At 37.2% G+C, this 17,604-nt stretch carries 12 protein-coding genes, 1 tRNA gene, 1 pseudogene and 1 CRISPR repeat array; of the genes and pseudogenes, 11 read left to right on the forward strand and 3 right to left on the reverse strand.

Annotated elements, in window-relative coordinates:
- Positions 1-132 precede the first annotated feature (132 nt).
- The 11 genes and pseudogenes from tpiA to ACM9HF_RS20685 all read left to right on the forward strand — a co-directional run bounded on the left by tpiA (position 133) and on the right by ACM9HF_RS20685 (position 13,737).
- Positions 133-891: a triose-phosphate isomerase gene (gene tpiA, locus ACM9HF_RS20635; RefSeq protein WP_473613417.1), complete on the forward strand. Its 759-nt coding sequence runs from the start codon at positions 133-135 to the stop codon at positions 889-891.
- Between the two features lies 1 nt (position 892).
- Complete coding sequence (gene secG / locus ACM9HF_RS20640; RefSeq protein ID WP_473613420.1) at positions 893-1,288, forward strand: preprotein translocase subunit SecG; 396 nt, start codon at positions 893-895, stop codon at positions 1,286-1,288.
- Between the two features lie 31 nt (positions 1,289-1,319).
- Positions 1,320-1,404 (forward strand) — tRNA-Leu (locus tag ACM9HF_RS20645).
- Positions 1,405-1,595: 191 nt separating this feature from the next.
- Positions 1,596-2,588 carry a type I-F CRISPR-associated endonuclease Cas1f gene (gene cas1f, locus ACM9HF_RS20650; protein ID WP_473613423.1) on the forward strand — a complete coding sequence of 331 codons (993 nt, stop codon included), beginning with the start codon at positions 1,596-1,598 and terminating at the stop codon, positions 2,586-2,588.
- Positions 2,585-5,535 (forward strand): annotated as a pseudogene (locus ACM9HF_RS20655) (CRISPR-associated endonuclease Cas3''). Before cas1f ends, ACM9HF_RS20655 begins: the two are co-directional and overlap by 4 nt.
- Before the next feature lie 3 nt (positions 5,536-5,538).
- A complete protein-coding gene (gene cas7fv, locus ACM9HF_RS20660; RefSeq protein ID WP_473613424.1) occupies positions 5,539-6,540 on the forward strand; it encodes a type I-Fv CRISPR-associated protein Cas7fv in 1,002 nt (333 codons plus the stop codon).
- Between the two features lie 2 nt (positions 6,541-6,542).
- A complete protein-coding gene (gene cas5fv, locus ACM9HF_RS20665; RefSeq protein ID WP_473613427.1) occupies positions 6,543-7,814 on the forward strand; it encodes a type I-Fv CRISPR-associated protein Cas5fv in 1,272 nt (423 codons plus the stop codon).
- A gap of 2 nt (positions 7,815-7,816) precedes the next feature.
- Positions 7,817-8,368: a type I-F CRISPR-associated endoribonuclease Cas6/Csy4 gene (gene cas6f, locus ACM9HF_RS20670; protein WP_473613428.1), complete on the forward strand. Its 552-nt coding sequence runs from the start codon at positions 7,817-7,819 to the stop codon at positions 8,366-8,368.
- Between the two features lie 103 nt (positions 8,369-8,471).
- Positions 8,472-8,744, forward strand: a complete 273-nt coding sequence (locus tag ACM9HF_RS20675; protein ID WP_473613429.1) for a type II toxin-antitoxin system Phd/YefM family antitoxin — start codon at positions 8,472-8,474, stop codon at positions 8,742-8,744.
- Positions 8,744-9,067 carry a type II toxin-antitoxin system RelE/ParE family toxin gene (locus tag ACM9HF_RS20680; RefSeq protein WP_473613430.1) on the forward strand — a complete coding sequence of 108 codons (324 nt, stop codon included), beginning with the start codon at positions 8,744-8,746 and terminating at the stop codon, positions 9,065-9,067. The genes ACM9HF_RS20675 and ACM9HF_RS20680 overlap by 1 nt, the downstream gene beginning before the upstream one ends.
- Positions 9,068-9,226: 159 nt before the next feature.
- Positions 9,227-12,435: direct repeats of the CRISPR family, unit length 28 nt; unit sequence GTTCACTGCCGCACAGGCAGCTTAGAAA.
- Positions 12,436-12,666: 231 nt separating this feature from the next.
- A complete protein-coding gene (locus ACM9HF_RS20685) occupies positions 12,667-13,737 on the forward strand; it encodes a branched-chain amino acid aminotransferase (protein WP_473613431.1) in 1,071 nt (356 codons plus the stop codon).
- Between the two features lie 144 nt (positions 13,738-13,881).
- Here ACM9HF_RS20685 and ACM9HF_RS20690 read toward each other — a convergent pair whose 3' ends face one another.
- The 3 genes from ACM9HF_RS20690 to ACM9HF_RS20700 all read right to left on the reverse strand — a co-directional run bounded on the left by ACM9HF_RS20690 (position 13,882) and on the right by ACM9HF_RS20700 (position 17,461).
- Positions 13,882-16,140 carry a xanthine dehydrogenase family protein molybdopterin-binding subunit gene (locus ACM9HF_RS20690; protein WP_473613432.1) on the reverse strand — a complete coding sequence of 753 codons (2,259 nt, stop codon included), beginning with the start codon at positions 16,138-16,140 and terminating at the stop codon, positions 13,882-13,884.
- Positions 16,133-16,642: a (2Fe-2S)-binding protein gene (locus tag ACM9HF_RS20695; protein WP_473613433.1), complete on the reverse strand. Its 510-nt coding sequence runs from the start codon at positions 16,640-16,642 to the stop codon at positions 16,133-16,135. The genes ACM9HF_RS20690 and ACM9HF_RS20695 overlap by 8 nt, the downstream gene beginning before the upstream one ends.
- A 429-nt stretch (positions 16,643-17,071) precedes the next feature.
- A complete protein-coding gene (locus tag ACM9HF_RS20700) occupies positions 17,072-17,461 on the reverse strand; it encodes a hypothetical protein (RefSeq protein WP_473613434.1) in 390 nt (129 codons plus the stop codon).
- Positions 17,462-17,604: the final 143 nt, after the last annotated feature.

Here is a 17,604-nt window from a genome sequence, read left to right on the forward strand (position 1 = left end):
TATAACGCTTAAATACACACTTAAATTGTTTTTACGCGTAAATAATAGCCACTTGAATAAGATATTAAGCATAATACTTGTATCTTATTCACTTGTTAGTTAATATCTCGCCGCTTTAATGTAGGAATAAATATGCAAAGACAAAAAATAATAGCTGCTAATTGGAAAATGAACGGAAATTTAGCACTTGTTAACACAATGACAAGTGAATTAAATAACATAAATTTTTCTGAAAAGGTAACCGTTGTTATTTGTCCAAGTTATGTATATTTAGGTGCGTTATCTTCAAAAATAGCAAACAAAAACATTAAACTAGGCGCACAAAACATCAGTGAACATGCAAGTGGCGCGTTTACCGGTGAAATTTCTGCCGATATGCTTAACGAAATGTCAGCTAACTATGTGATAATTGGTCATTCAGAAAGACGTAGTATTTTTGGTGAAACAGATACACAAATAGCACAAAAAGTTAAGTTCGCTTTAGCTAACAATTTAACACCTATTTTATGTATTGGTGAATCAGAAGCTGAACGCGTAGAAGAAAGAACAGACGCCGTATTATCTCAACAGCTACAACCTGTTATAGATGAAATAGGCATAGAAAAATTTAAAGACGTTGTTATTGCATACGAGCCTGTATGGGCAATAGGTACTGGAAAAACAGCTTCACCGGAAATGGCACAAGAAACTCATCAATTTATTCGACAGTTTTTAGCTAAAAACAATGCTGAAATCGCCGAAGGTGTGTCATTATTGTATGGTGGTAGCGTAAACGCTGCTAACAGCAAAGAATTATTTGCACAAACTGATATAGACGGTGGTCTTATTGGTGGTGCTAGTTTAAAAGTCGACGAATTCAAAACAATTTGTTCGGCAGCTCAAGGATCATAAAATGTTATATCAAGTATTAATTATTATATATTTAATCGTTGCTTTATGTTTAATCGGCTTAGTGCTTATTCAACATGGTAAAGGTGCAGATATGGGCGCATCTTTTGGTGCTGGTTCTTCTGCAACTATTTTTGGTTCAAGTGGTTCAGGTAACTTCTTAACTAAAGCAACAACATGGTTAGCCATCGCATTTTTCGGCATTAGCTTAGTGCTAGGTAACTTAACGGCTAATAACGTTAAAGCCGTTGACGAATGGAACAACCTTGATGCAGGTATTGAACAAACTATACCGGGTAATAGCGATATCCCAACGGATGTTGTTGCTCCAGTAGTAGAAAACACTGACGTACCAGCAAGTACTGTAGAAGCCGCTAAAGAAAGCGACATTCCACAGTAATAAGTAAAGTTAAATAGTTAAAAGTTACAATGCAGATGTGGCGGAATTGGTAGACGCGCCACCTTGAGGGGGTGGTGACTTAGGTCGTGAGAGTTCGAGTCTCTCCATCTGCACCAACTTTTAATTAGTAAGCACAAAATTAAAAACAAAAGCTCAATACACATGTATTGAGCTTTTTTTGTATCTGAACTTTAAAAATAAAATTACCTGTATATAAAATAAACTAACAAAATTAATTTAATTGACAAGCCATATTGAATGTAGCAACTTAGAATAAATAAAGGATTTACAATGGTATAAAATAGTAATGGAAGACTTCTCTCCCTCTGATCTAAAAACAATACTTCACTCTAAACGTGCAAATATTTATTACCTAGAATACTGCCGCGTAATGCAAAAAGACGGTCGAGTTTTATACTTAACCGAAACCAACAAAGAAAATCAGTACTACAATATCCCAATAGCAAACACCACCGTATTACTCTTAGGTAACGGCACATCTATCACCCAAGCAGCTATGCGCATGTTAAGCCAAGCAGGTGTGTTAGTTGGTTTTAGTGGTGGCGGTGGTACACCGCTTTATATGGCAAACAATGTAGAACACGCCATTGAATGGATGACCCCACAAAGCGAATACCGACCAACTGAATACCTACAAGGTTGGATGCAATTCTGGTTTGACGACGCAAAACGCCTTGCCGCAGGTAAACAAATACAAACAGCACGTATTGAATTCTTAAACCGTGTATGGCAAAAAGATGGAGACTTAAAACAAAACGGCTTTAACTTCAACGACACAGCTATTCAAACCGCATTAACAACATTTACCACACGAACCGAACAAGCGAAAAAACAAAGTGATTTACTACTTACAGAAGCACAGCTCACCAAAGCGCTGTACAAATTTGCCGCCAATAACACCAAGCTAGACGGCTTTACCCGACAACACCAAAGCACCGATTTAGCCAACGACTTTTTAAATCACGGTAACTATTTAGCTTATGGGCTAGCTGCATGCACATTGTGGGTATTAGGTATTCCGCATGGTTTTGCCGTAATGCACGGAAAAACACGCCGTGGAGCATTAATTTTCGATATTGCCGACCTCATTAAAGACGCCATCGTACTACCTTGGGCGTTTATTTGTGCCAAAGAAAACGCAACCGAGCAAGAATTTAGGCAACAAATACTACAAGCCTTTACCGACCACAAAGCGCTCGACTACATGTTTGAACAAGTAAAAAACATAGCGCTAAACAATTATAGCGATACACCGAAAATAGAAGATAAAAAATTATGATGGTGACCTTTGTAAGCCAATGTGAGAAAAACGCCCTTAAAAAACAAGGCGAGTACTCGACGCCTTCGCTAACCGCATTGGCGACAACACATGGCAAACGGTAATAACAGAAGACGGCCTAATAACCGTTAAAAAAATGCTACGCCAAACCGCCAGCAAAAGCACCGCAGTAAGCTGCCATTGGATCCGTTCACGCGCAAGAAGTCAGTTTTTGTGGGTGGTGGGGAATAAGAGTAAGTTCAATAGTGAGGGTGTTGTGCCAGTTAACTATACAAGCAAAGAGGTAATAATGGATATCAATATTGGAAAACCAATTAAAGGCGTAGTTTATGCCAATACTCATTTACAAACGTTAGTGGAACACTTATTTGCGGTTGGTTACGTTGCAGAGTTACTGCATAAAAAGCTGTTTCCCAATTTAGATGAAAACTCAAGTAAACAATATGCCACAACAAGTTTTGTTTCAGGTTGCTTACATGACCTTGGTAAATTAGATCCAAATTTTCAAAAGTGGGTGGTAAACCCTAAGAAAAAATCATTTGTTGCTGATGATGGTCAGCATATAGACGATGCAAAATTTAGTTTTGAAAAACACCCAAGACATAATGAATTATCGCTCTTGTTTTATCATTTGTTAGATGATGCAAAATTACAATTTGTTAGTACAGGAAACAAACGTACTATTCGACATGCGGTTTATTGGCATCATGCTAAAGCTTATCGTAATGATAAAATTGCAAAAGAGTTTGATACATACAAAGGGTTAGCAAAAAAATTCTTAGCCAATAATAAAGGAAAAGTGTTATCAGGTTTTATTGAACAAGCAAAAGTTATCTTACAAAAAATAGTTAATATAGAACTAAATTATCGTGGGCAAGAATGTTCTCTTTTACAGGGGGCTTTTCTAGAAGAGGTGCTTGATGGATTAGAAGAGTTACTACCCAACGCACCTATGTTACCGGAATACAAAGAATACGAACCAGAAGACGAGACTGAAGATTACCAAAAAAATATAAAAATAAACGCCAATAATAATATTACTAGAACTTGTTTAATAACGGCTGATCGCCTTGTTTCTGCTTTATCAGCAAATGATTTACATCAGGCGATTAAAAATAAAACGCTCGAAGACATAATTAAAGACACATTAGAAAATGATTCAACATTAACAACCCACATTACAAACTGTTTAACGAATTTTCCTGATAGTGAGCGCACTCAAAAGCAGCATAATATTGCGCAATTATTAACAAAGGTCGAAGATGTTGGTGTATTAGCAGGTGCCGCAGGTTGTGGTAAAACTAAAATAGCACTTGAATGGGCAGCGTTGAAAAATGCTAAGCAAATTATTTGGGTGTGTCCTAGAGTGCAAGTATGCCAAGGATTGTTTGCTGAATTAACCTCGGAACGTTATTTACCTAATGCCACCATTGAAATAATGACAGGGGAATTTAAATTTCAGGATAAGTGGGGAAATGATTCTGTACCTGAACGTTATTTTACTGGCGATGTAGTTATTACCACTATTGATCAAATATTAGGATCCGTGATCAGCCACACTAAAGCGAATACCCTAATAGATTATTTAAATGCACATGTCGTATTTGACGAGTATCACGAATACATCAACATGTCGGCGTTTAACTTATTATTCGCTGAATTAATCGCCTGTAAAAAAATGCAAGCAGAGTCCGCGAATACCTTACTTGTTTCTGCAACGCCACATTATGTGTTTTTAGAAGATGTATTAGATATAGATAAAGATGACATTATCGAAATGCCATCTTTTAATACAAGCCAGTATAAAATTGAATTTGATGTTTTTGATGATGCTAATTTATGTGCTTCAAATCCATTATTTAAAGTACAACAAAATAAAACCTTTGTTATAAGTAATACGGCGCTATCGGCACAAAATAGTTTTATTGCTAACCAACAAACTGAAAACAACATACTACTGCATTCAAAATTCAAAAAAAGCGATAAACAAAAGTGGTTTACTGAAGTTTATGAGTCATTTAAACAAGATGGAACTAATAAGTATGAAGTGTTACGCAGCGGTCCTATAGTACAAGCCTCGTTGAATATCAGTTGTGATCACATGGTGGCGGAAATATCTAACCCTGAAAATACTTTACAACGTTTAGGAAGGCTTGATCGCTTCGGAATCAATTCACAAGTGAATACCTATTGTTTAGCAGTACCACTAACCATTGCTAACAACAAAGGGCAAAGTGCAGCGTCACGTTTTTTAAGTAAATTGTATAGCTTGGCAACAACGCGTGCTTGGTATCAGGCATTAGTTGAGCACTTTGAAAATAAAACCTTTACCTTGCCTGAAATTTATAAAATGTATCGTTTATTTAACGAACAAACGGTAACGCGAAAAATGATTGAGAGTGATCTGGTTGCAGCGTTAAAAGCGAGTGTGTTAGATATTAATTACAAAGTGGTTGACCCTATTGTAATTCCGCCTAAAAAGCAGCAAGAAAAATCACGTGCAAAAGTGAGTAAAAATTCACTGCGTGGTAATAATCGATTTGTGCAAATGGCGATGTGTGATTTAAGCGAAGTTAATACGCCAACATTTATTGACCAATACGCTTATACCATGCCGTTAGATGATACAACCGACATTGACAATCTTACTTATTCAACCCTTGCAATTCAAGGGTATGGAAAAAGTGATCAAGATTTATTGTCACATATGTTTAAAAAATATCGCAGCATACATGGTGTAAGACCTTTCAATGATAACGTGTTATTAAGCCAAGCACGTGATCCTGAAATGCCGATTTATTTAAGCTATACATCGCAAGACCTTGTTGCAGTAGGAGGTGAATCTGCTCGACATAAACACTCTATTTATTATATGACCTGTGACAAGCAACCGATCGGCGCAATGTCACTACAACAACTTAACAATACAACTGAAAATGAGGAATAAATCATGGAAAAAGTAACTGGAATTAAAAGTGTTGATTTCAAAATTACTGCGTTAGGACATGGGGTGGTTAATTGGAATGGCTCTCCGAATTTAACAATAGTTAATGATAATAAATTTAAAAATATCACCAATCATTCAATGCCTAAACTGAGAGGTTATAGTAACGTCAAAGAATATAACGAAGATGGTACGGCTAAGTTTTACAAACATCCTGAAGACGTCGATTTTTCGAATATAAATCTTTATATAAGTCAAAACTGTATAAGACATCACTTATTTCGCGGCGAGCATTATAATTTAAATTCGCCACAACTAGCTGAAAATATTATTAAACTATTGTGTTCAACAACTGGTTTATTAAGAGGGTATGTTAATCCTAAAAATGAAAATAAAAGAACTAGCCCGTTATTATTAACTGATTTTGTAGATGAGTTAAATAATGGTAATTTTGAACAATTAGGTCGTTCAGGCAGTAAGGAAAAAGAAACTAATAAAGCAGGTAAAGATTCAAGTAATTCATTGTTTTCGAAGTTCACCTTCGGTGATACGAAATATACGGCTTATGGCTCTATAAGTATTGAACAATTACAGTTTATTCCTTTATGTGCTGATTTTGGTCGTGAATCGATGAAAATCAACAACCATAAAGAAGGAAAAGAAGTTGCAGAAAAGCTTACCGTGTATTTACAGTCTTTATCAGAAAATAAAGAAGCGGAAGCAATATACCATGAAAACTACGTACGCCGTGGCTCAATCTTTGATGAAGGTGAGCAAGGTATTTTATTAAATGATGCGGCAATTGATGAATTGGTTAACCAAGCTATTGAATTAATACAAACCTTAAGTATTAGACAAGCCAAAGGTTACATGTATGTTGATGATGTGCAGATCGATTACAACGATAGTTATATTGCCAAAGATATGTTCCGAATAAAAAAAGATGAAAGCTCAATTCAGCCGACAAAAAACACTAATAAATATGCGGTTTATTATGAAGGTAAGTGATCATGAGAATATTAATTGAATTTGATTCTTGTTGGCAAACAAGTTTTCTTGGAGATGATACAAAAAAGCCAATAGGTAAAGTATCTTCAAAAATTAATAAGCCATCAAGTGATGGCTATATGCAAAAATTTGTAGCTACCTCAGGCACTCGTGGCGAAACACCTGTGTCTATAAGCTTGAGTACAATATTAGGCGTATTGTCTCGTTTAATTGGTGATCAGAGAAAGCTTTATCAATCTAGGCAAAGTGGTAATTATTACTTTTCAGACTTAGAGGATAAAATCACCTGGAGTTTATCTGAACCTAAAATGGTAAATGAGTTGATCTATTTAACTAATAAATCTGATGACCGTTGTGGTCAATCATCTTTTTTAGGTGTACTAGAAGATGATAATCCTTGGTTTTTCGCTAAGGATTCTAATTTATTATGGTCCGTATTGTTTTTAAATCAGGAGCAGCTTGTTGAATTTATTTTAAGTAAAAATATAAATTTAATTACAACTGAAAACTGCTTGCCAAAAGATTTAATTGAGAGGGTTAATAAAATATCTGATTCTAAAAGTGAAGAAGGTCAGGTATTGAAAACTCGTGATAAATTAATCAGTGAAAAAGAGATCGTGATTGAAAAAAGTACCAAATCACTAAAGGACTACCTTGAAAAAATTAAAAATAACCCACCAAAAACTTCAACTCAAGGAGTAAAGGTAAAATCCCAATTAATCAAATTAGAGGCGGAATTAAACGATGCTAAATTAAGTTTAGAAAATTTTTTGAAAGATGATGAATCATTAATGTTTGATTCTAAGCTTATAAAAGCAATTGAGTTTTTATCAAGTAAATATCCTGATGTTAAAAAGGCTGGTGAAGAATACTGCAAAAATGGGATGGTTTATCCTATGAGCTTATATTCGGCAGCTCTTTATTTACAGGCAGAATATTTACTAGTTGCTGAGTATGATATGTCGTATCTCAAAAATTCAAAATCTGAAATACAGATCAAAGGGTTTTCTAAACGAGGGTTTAATGGCGTCCGAGATTGGCTTAATGCTATGAGTGGAAATAGGAAAAAGGAAGTTGGCACTCCTTGTATTGTAAACAAACATTCAGGCAAATTAGAAATTGAATTATCGTTAAATTCTAAAAGTGATAAAGGCAGTATTAAAAAAGATATTAGCAGGGCAGAAGAACTTGCCGAACTTATCGGAAACGCAGGTGTATCTTCATTTTACCTTGGTAAAAAAGGCTTGGCCTACGTGACTAAAATAAGGGTATAAATATGGAATATTATATTGATGTTCAAATACAGCCTGATACAGAGATGCGTGAAAATGTATTGATGAATAAGGTTTTTACCAAGCTTCACAAAGCGTTATTCGATTTTAAAAGTACCGGAATTGGTGTTAGCTTTCCTGAATACAAGGTGTTATTAGGGCGAAAAATACGTTTGCATGGTAACTCGTTGATGTTGAATGATTTACAAGGTTTAAACTGGTTAGGCGGTTTGTCTGGTTATTGTAAAATTTCTGAGATATTACCAGTTCCACAAAATGCACAATATCGAGTAATATCTCGTAAACAAAGTACCATGACCAATGCTAAATTAAATCGTTTGATTAAACGTGGAACTATATCTGAAGAAAATATAAAGGCTTACAAAGCTAAAATGTTTTCTAAAGGTTTAGATAACCCATACCTAGAATTAGTTAGTGCTTCAAATGAGCAGTTACACCGAAGATATATACAATTTAGCGAGGTTTTATCTGAACCTATTAAAGGAGCGTTTGACTATTTTGGTTTAAGTAAAACAGCCACAGTACCTTGGTTCTAACCATAAATTTAAGCCCATTGAACCTAATGGGCTTAAATTATTTATTTGGTTAAGACCAAATTTGGTTTATATTTAGCCTTATCTTGTCTTTGGAGTTAACACCATGTCATTAAGCGACCATATAAAACCGATCAGTTATTTAAAAGCCAATGCAGCCAAAATTGCTGCAGAGTTAAAAGATGATGGCGAAGCCTATATTATTACTCAAAATGGTGAAGCCGCCATGATAGTGCAATCAGTAGCAGAATATGAACAAACTCAAGAAACACTAGCAATGTTAAAGTTGATCACACAGAGCGATAAAGATATTGCACAAGGTAACGTACATGATGCAAAAAGGGTTCTAGCTGAATTGCGAAACCGTAGAAGGTTATAGTGACTAGCTATACGGTAACTTTAACTGACAATGCGAATAAAGATTTAGAAAATATTTATCAGCATTATATGTTGCGTGCGGACGACAAGGTTGCAGACAAGCTTCTTTCTGAAATTGAAGAGGCAATTATCTTATTGACTTCAAAACCTTTGTTAGGCTATTTACCGCTCGAATTACATTCAACAGACAAAGACTGCTTAGAAATGTTCACCAAATCATTTCGTCTCATTTATAAAATAGAAAAACAGCAAGTCATCATATTGATAGTTTTACATCAAAAACAAAGTGTTACTAAAGCGGTGTTTAATCGTTCGTTGCATTAGAGCACTCATCGTTATTTTGATTATAGAAAACAAAAAAAATCGCTCTTTAAAAATTCGTATAAATATTAATAAGTTACAAATAGGCTAAAAATTTAGGGTAAAACACTTTAAATTACCCCTAGCCTTTGTTGTGGCTTAATTTTTTGATATTATTTCATTGTTCACTGCCGCACAGGCAGCTTAGAAATTGTATATTTGATAAGTGCTTATAACTGCTGAGTTCACTGCCGCACAGGCAGCTTAGAAAAAGCGTGGTTGATACTTTACTAACAAGTAACGGTTCACTGCCGCACAGGCAGCTTAGAAATTTTGTTGCATTACCATCGTGAACACCAGCCTGTTCACTGCCGCACAGGCAGCTTAGAAAATGGGTAAAAGTCTGCCGCCACTGTCGGTAAAGTTCACTGCCGCACAGGCAGCTTAGAAATTAGTGGTTTTAGATGTTATTTTCACAGGTTAGTTCACTGCCGCACAGGCAGCTTAGAAAAACAATTACACGCTCAGTTCGACAAGAAGAACGTTCACTGCCGCACAGGCAGCTTAGAAAGCAAGGTTGGAATACAATCCGCGATTGGAATGGTTCACTGCCGCACAGGCAGCTTAGAAATGTTAATAAATCTGACAATACCGGCTCTTGTGGTTCACTGCCGCACAGGCAGCTTAGAAATGAAACGGCTTATATGCTTTCAATTACTGGTTGTTCACTGCCGCACAGGCAGCTTAGAAAAGTATTTCAATTCGCCCTTGGTTGGCTGGTTTGTTCACTGCCGCACAGGCAGCTTAGAAATCTTACGTCAAAAGAAATACCCTCTTCAGTAGGTTCACTGCCGCACAGGCAGCTTAGAAAAGACAAACACATTTGACGCTCTTTTTCTCTACGTTCACTGCCGCACAGGCAGCTTAGAAATATCACTAGCCTTTCAAGGTAAAAATCATGCAGTTCACTGCCGCACAGGCAGCTTAGAAAGAGGTGGTCAACAACAACCTAGACAACAACCTGTTCACTGCCGCACAGGCAGCTTAGAAATTATTTACTAATTAATTATAAACCAATTAACAGTTCACTGCCGCACAGGCAGCTTAGAAACAAGCCCAGCCGCGTTTAACAATATCAGGTATGTTCACTGCCGCACAGGCAGCTTAGAAAGTATTACATGGTTGAACCGGCAAACTGTTTAAGTTCACTGCCGCACAGGCAGCTTAGAAAAATTACGAAACGCCGAGTCGTTAGAAACCTCCGTTCACTGCCGCACAGGCAGCTTAGAAAATAAAGGAGGTGGTTGGAAAACCTCACTTTCTGGTTCACTGCCGCACAGGCAGCTTAGAAAATTGTTTTTTCAGCTAAAGGTTTCTTTCTGTTGTTCACTGCCGCACAGGCAGCTTAGAAATTTACTTGCTATGGCGTTATCTGATAGCACGTGTTCACTGCCGCACAGGCAGCTTAGAAAACTTACGATAGGTGTTGCCATGTTAATTCCTCGTTCACTGCCGCACAGGCAGCTTAGAAATATACCAATAAAACCAACATCTAAACCCGTTGGTTCACTGCCGCACAGGCAGCTTAGAAATAGATGCGTGGGTATACCTAAACTTTTCAACTGTTCACTGCCGCACAGGCAGCTTAGAAATCTTGTGAATTAAAAACGGGGGCAAACCAGCGGTTCACTGCCGCACAGGCAGCTTAGAAAAAAAACGTTATGACCCTGTAAAATTTTATTAAGTTCACTGCCGCACAGGCAGCTTAGAAATGTTTTTATTAACACTTCGCCTTGATTTATTGGTTCACTGCCGCACAGGCAGCTTAGAAAATTTAAATGTTTTTCTTTACCGGAGCATGTGAGTTCACTGCCGCACAGGCAGCTTAGAAATGTAAAACCTGTGCCGGGTGTTACGCCTAAATGTTCACTGCCGCACAGGCAGCTTAGAAAAACAGCGACAGTTTTTACACGCCAAGCTTTTAGTTCACTGCCGCACAGGCAGCTTAGAAAGATTTAACAGTTGAAACTAAAACTTCATTACCGTTCACTGCCGCACAGGCAGCTTAGAAAACCAAAACCATCTACGCCATAGAAATAAACCCGTTCACTGCCGCACAGGCAGCTTAGAAATTAAAGGGGAATCTTATGAATATGTTAAAAACGTTCACTGCCGCACAGGCAGCTTAGAAATGAAGCTAAATAATCAACTTCAGAATAACTAAGTTCACTGCCGCACAGGCAGCTTAGAAATATACTGTTCACTATTAGATTAATAGCCCATTGTTCACTGCCGCACAGGCAGCTTAGAAATTTATTCTTCGCAGTAAAACACGATAAATTCCGTTCACTGCCGCACAGGCAGCTTAGAAATTGCTCGATTTCTTCTTGTTCGTTTTCTTCTGGTTCACTGCCGCACAGGCAGCTTAGAAATGATGTTCGTTTTGAAAACGAAGCAAAGTTTAGTTCACTGCCGCACAGGCAGCTTAGAAATGTAATTGGGTGGTAAAAACTTAATCGACCACGTTCACTGCCGCACAGGCAGCTTAGAAAGTAATCGCGCGTTATTGCTTGTACACTAATGTGTTCACTGCCGCACAGGCAGCTTAGAAATATAACATCAAAACCAACACATGCCACGCTTGGTTCACTGCCGCACAGGCAGCTTAGAAAATGACCAGTAAAGCAATTAAAAATGCTTGTGAGTTCACTGCCGCACAGGCAGCTTAGAAAAATAGGGATAGTTCCCACATGTAATTCGAATGGTTCACTGCCGCACAGGCAGCTTAGAAAATTTTTTGCTTTTGTTCGGTAGGTGTACTCATGTTCACTGCCGCACAGGCAGCTTAGAAACTTTGGTGCGCATAGTGTAACAATTCTTCGTTGTTCACTGCCGTACAGGCAGCTTAGAAATACAAAATAGCGCACAGAACCGTCTTGGTATTGTTCACTGCCGCACAGGCAGCTTAGAAAAACAACCCTAAGTGCAAATGTACTTTCACTACGTTCACTGCCGCACAGGCAGCTTAGAAATGTAAGTTCTAGTGAATCAATTTCTTTGTATTGTTCACTGCCGCACAGGCAGCTTAGAAATCAAGATGTCAAGCAAGCTCTTGTTTCTATGAGTTCACTGCCGCACAGGCAGCTTAGAAATGAAAAGCCAAGATAAAAAAACAACTTACTTAGTTCACTGCCGCACAGGCAGCTTAGAAACAACAAAAAAACATTGAAGAAGGATGCCAAGAGTTCACTGCCGCACAGGCAGCTTAGAAAAATAAAGCAGCAAGGCTTTTTTTAGCAACAACGTTCACTGCCGCACAGGCAGCTTAGAAATCTAAGCGTATCGGTTTCTTGTTGGTTCTTGCGTTCACTGCCGCACAGGCAGCCAAGTAAAGAAGAAACCTTTTTACTGAAATACTTTAAAATTTGGATTTATCAGGTTTTTTAACAAGTCAAATATTTATCAAAAATATTTATTTTTAAACCATAAATAATTAATTACGCTTTTTGTTAAAATATATTTACGTTTTTGAAGCTTTTTTTAACGGGCATCTTCTGTTTACACTGAGTATGGTGATATCATTAAAAAAACGAATAATTTAACGATTTACTTGAGGAAATATAATGTCTATCACGATTCAGCCACTTGATGTGAATCAACGCCGATCTTGTCCTGAGAATTTTGCGTTTGGTACTACCTTTTCAGATCACATGTTTACACAAGAATACGACCAAACATCTGGCTGGAACAATGCTTTAATTAGCCCTTATCATTCATTATCGCTTGATCCTTCTGCTGCTGTTTTTCATTACAGCCAAGAAATTTTTGAAGGTTTAAAAGCTTACCGATCTCCTACAGGTGTTATTAATTTATTTCGTCCTGAAGAGAATATTAAACGCTTCAATCGTTCTGCTAATCGTATGGTTATGCCTCAAGTTGATGAAGCTTTACATTTAGATGCTATTAAGTCGTTAATTGCTTTAGATCATCAGTGGGTGCCGTCTCAAAATGGTTCGTCGCTTTATATTCGTCCAACTATGATTGCTACAAGCCCTAAACTAGGTTTAGGTGCTAGCTCTAGTTATCAGCACTTTATTATTTGTGGGCCAGCAGGCGCATACTTTAAAGGTGGTTTAGAGCCTATTGCTGTGCATGTTGCTGATAAATACCGTCGTGCTGTTGTTGGTGGTGTTGGTGAAGCTAAAACAGGCGGTAACTATGCGGCTAGTTTATATGCGTCTGAAGATGTTGTTAAAAAAGGTTATTCTCAAGTGCTTTGGTTAGACGCTGTAGAAGGGCGTTATGTTGAGGAAGTGGGCGCGATGAATATCTGTTTTGTTTATGAAGGTAAGCGTATTGTAACGCCTTCATTAAGTGGCAGTATTTTACCGGGTGTTACGCGCGATTCTTTGTTAAAGCTTGCTCCTACATTAGGTTATGAAGTTGCAGAAGAGCGTTTAGATATTGAGGTTATTCTTGCTGATATCGCGAGCGGTAAAATAACTGAGGTATTTGGTTGTGGTACGGCTGCGGTTATTTCACCTGTTGGCGTATTGTGCTTTAAAGATAAAGATTATGTTGTGAATAATCAAAAAACGGGTGCTGTGTCTAAACATTTATATGATGTGTTAACGGGTATTCAGTACGGCACACATGAAGACACGTTTAACTGGATTCAGCCGGTTGAATTATAATTAGTTGTGTTTTTTGATGTAGAGATGGTTTGTTACTTTGTGGTAACAAACCATTTTTTTATGTCTTTTTAATTACTACGAAACATATGCTCTATAAAAGGCTAATAAACTGTTTCAAAAATAATCAGCAAAGATCAACAGCTCCTAAACAAAGCTAATTGATTTATTAAAAGGTAGTTCTCTAATTCTTTTACCTGTTGCGGCAAATATAGCATTACCTAAAGCTGGAGCGGCTGGTGGTGTACCCGGCTCTCCGATTCCTCTTATTTTTTCTCCGTTTTCTAATACTTTTACTTGAATGTTAGGTGCTTGATTCATTCTAATGGCATCGTATTGATGAAAATTAGTTTGTTCTACTTTTCCGTCTTTTACTGTGATCTCTCCCATCATAGCGGCGGATAATCCAAAAATAATACCAGACATTACTTGAGCTTTAATGTTTCGAGGATCTAATGCTATACCTACATCTACCGCGGCATATACATTTAGTATTTTTATACCGTTTGGTGTGTTTTCTACTTCTACTATTTCAGCTACGGGCACGCCAAAAGATAAGGTGAAAGCGATACCTAATCCGATGTTTTTAGGGCGTTTAGTATGCCAGTTTGCCATTTTAGCCACGGCTTCAATAACTTTTTTACTGGGGTGATGATTAATAAGGTTGAGTCGACAAGTGAGTGGATCTATACCTGCGCTATGGGCTAATTCGTCGATAACACTTTCATGAAAAAATCCATTTTGTGAAGCACCAACTGATCGCCAAGAGCTAATAGGTAACATTTCAGGTACTTTGTAACCTCGTACCTGATAGTGTTCAATATTGTAGGGTTGTTCCCAAGCTGCTTGTACTATGGAAACATCAGGCCCAGCTAAAGGAATTCCCATTCTACCCATTTGAGAGGTTAATACTGAAGGGCAGGCGAGTTGTAAGTCGAGTGCTTTTATTGTGTTATTTGTACTTATACCTTTAAATTTAGCCAGTGCTAAAGGTCGGTAGTAATCGTGTGTGGTATCTTCTTCTCTCGACCAGGTAACTTTTATGGGTTTACCTTGTGTGTGTTGCGCTATTTCAATGGCGTATTTAATAAAGTCCATTTCTGCTCTTCGGCCAAAACCACCGCCCATATAGGTGGTATGCACAATAATATGCTGAGGTGAAAAACCTGTTATTTTTTCTGCTTCTTTTACTATTTGAGTGGGGTTTTGATTACCTGCCCATATTTGAATTTCATATTGCCCCAGTAATACTGTGGCATTAAGTGGTTCCATTGTGGTGTGGGCTAAATAAGGAACCTTGTATTCGCCTTCTATTATCGATTCAGATGATTCATTTATATTTGCTATTGCAGTATCTATGTCACCTTCTTGTTTGAGGGTGCTGTCTATATGTTTTTCAGAAAATGAATTTTTGACTACTTCGAACATTTCATCTGTAGACGCAGGGTAGGCAGCGTTCTCCCAAGTAAAGTTTATATTTTTAGCGGCTTGTAATGCATACCAAGTATTACTGGCTATAACGGCTACACCTTTGTTATTTAAGTTAATAACTTGTTTTACGCCAGTCATAGATATTGCATTTGAATCGTCGTAGGCGAGTAGCTTAGCGCCTAAGTTTGGATTCATTTTAACGGTAGCATACAATAAATCATCAGTATTTACGTCTATTGAAAACTCAGCTGTTCCGGTACATTTCGCTACCATATCTATACGAGGTAACGATTTTCCCAGCAACTTCCAGTCTTCTTTTCTTTTTAATTGTATATCTGTAGGTGGTGTTATTTTTTGTGCTGTAGGTGCAAGTTCACTGTAAGAGATTTTTTCTCCGCTACTACTTACAACATGCCCTTGGTAAGTAAAGAGTGTTGTTTTGTCTACTTTTAATATTTGTGCTGCAGCTTCAATAAGTACGGCTCTGGCTGTTGCTCCGGCTAATCGCATTTTTTCATATGCATCAACAATTGAAGAAGACCCGCCTGTAATTTGCATACCTAAAAACTTGGCCGGTATTTTGGTTAGTTTTCTAATGCTGTTAGCCATAAGGCCATTATTGGTGGCGGCAAAAGGTAAGCCTTCTTCTAACACTGCTGCATTATGGTAGGTGCTTGATGCTGGGCCATGTTCTACTCTTATTGTTTCCCAGCTTAAGTCGAGCTCTTCAGCCACTAAAGCGGCTAGCGTTGTGTGTATGCCTTGCCCCATTTCTGCTCGGGGAGTAATGATGGTAACGCCTTGCTGATCAATTTTGATATAAGGCGTGATAATAGACTGGTTAAGTTTAGGAAATTTAAGTAATGGGTTGTCTTGAGGCTGTTTGTATTGGTAATAACCAAAAGCTACGCCACCCGCAATAGCGGTAGAGCCAATTAAAAAACTTCTGCGGGTAAATGTTTTTAGCTTACCCATTACTGTCACCTTCAGCCGATGTGCCGATTAAGGACATGGTGTTTTTTTCTTGAATGATATTAATAGCGGCGGTTTTTATGGCGGCTTTAATTTTTGGATACGTACCACATCGACACAAGTTACCAGACATGGCGTTGTCTATATCTGAATCTGTAGGAGAGGTGTTTTGTGTAAGCAGTGCAACAGCCGACATAATTTGACCTGGCTGACAGTAACCACATTGCGCGACTTGATGCTCTACCCAAGCTCTTTGCACTATATGCATGGCTGATGGCGTGCCTAGCCCTTCAATGGTAGTTATGTCGTCATAAACTTGTCCAACCGGAAATGAGCATGAACGAATAGCTGTTTTACCTATATGAACAGTACAAGCGCCACACATGGCAATGCCACAACCGTATTTGGGGCCATTGATGTTTAACTCGTCTCTTAATACCCAAAGTAAGGGCATGTTGTTATCTACAATCAGTGTATGGGTTTTTCCATTAACTTTAATGTCCATATAAACCTTTTATTATTATTATTATTGTGATTAGGCACAATAGAATACCACTGAAAAAGCAAAGTTGGCAACAATGGCTTTATTTGTTAATGGATTGTTTTAAAAAGATAAAATTTATGTTTTTACGAGGTGTTAAAGACTGTTTTTATGTGATTTAAGCTAATCTTGGTCATGCAGTATCTAAATAACCTCAGCTCGGGATAAGCAAAGTTACTCAACAAGCTATTTTTACGTCTAACTTCGTTGAATTTATTACTAATAGCCAGCTATTAGATAGAAAAATTCGCCTTGTTATACACAAAAATATCAATGTTGAGAAGCTAATATAGCTTAGGAAAACAACGATACACATTAAGTTTTTGATAAATATTAACTTTAATTCATTCGCTAACATTCATTAACCCGAGTTGAGGTTAAATAATGTAATCGTCACTTGGTATTATTAAGTTCTTTATTAAGCCAGTCTAAACCAGATTGCCAGCCAAGCTCTAAGCCTGAAAACATTTTTAAATTAAAGTTATCAACTTCACGTGCTTTCAAAATATTGCTGGTTGATTCTTTACTCACTTCATTATAGTAAATAACAGCCATCGCTTTTAGTCCTTCTAATGAACCTATACTTAACTGAGCTTCGAAAGTGAAGCTATAGTGGTTAATTCTATTAATTAATAAGCCAAAATCTTCTTTAAAATGCTCAGCTAAAAATTGATCGTATTCGTCGATCATTTCAAGCGTTATTACCACATTATTATTAATAATAATTTCGGCAATATTCTCAGATAAAATGTTAATAAATCCAAAGCTTAAAGTTTTTTTCATTAATCTACTTATTTCACGTATTAGCGCTTTAATATTGTATATTTTGATAAGTATATATCATATTTCATATTAGACAGGGAAAGCCAAGGTGTAGATAGGTAATAACTTGAATAAACTAGGAAAATAAATGGAATTAAATTTAA

The sequence above is a fragment of the Colwellia sp. RE-S-Sl-9 genome (assembly GCF_048296855.1).
Lineage (GTDB): Bacteria > Pseudomonadota > Gammaproteobacteria > Enterobacterales > Alteromonadaceae > Pseudocolwellia.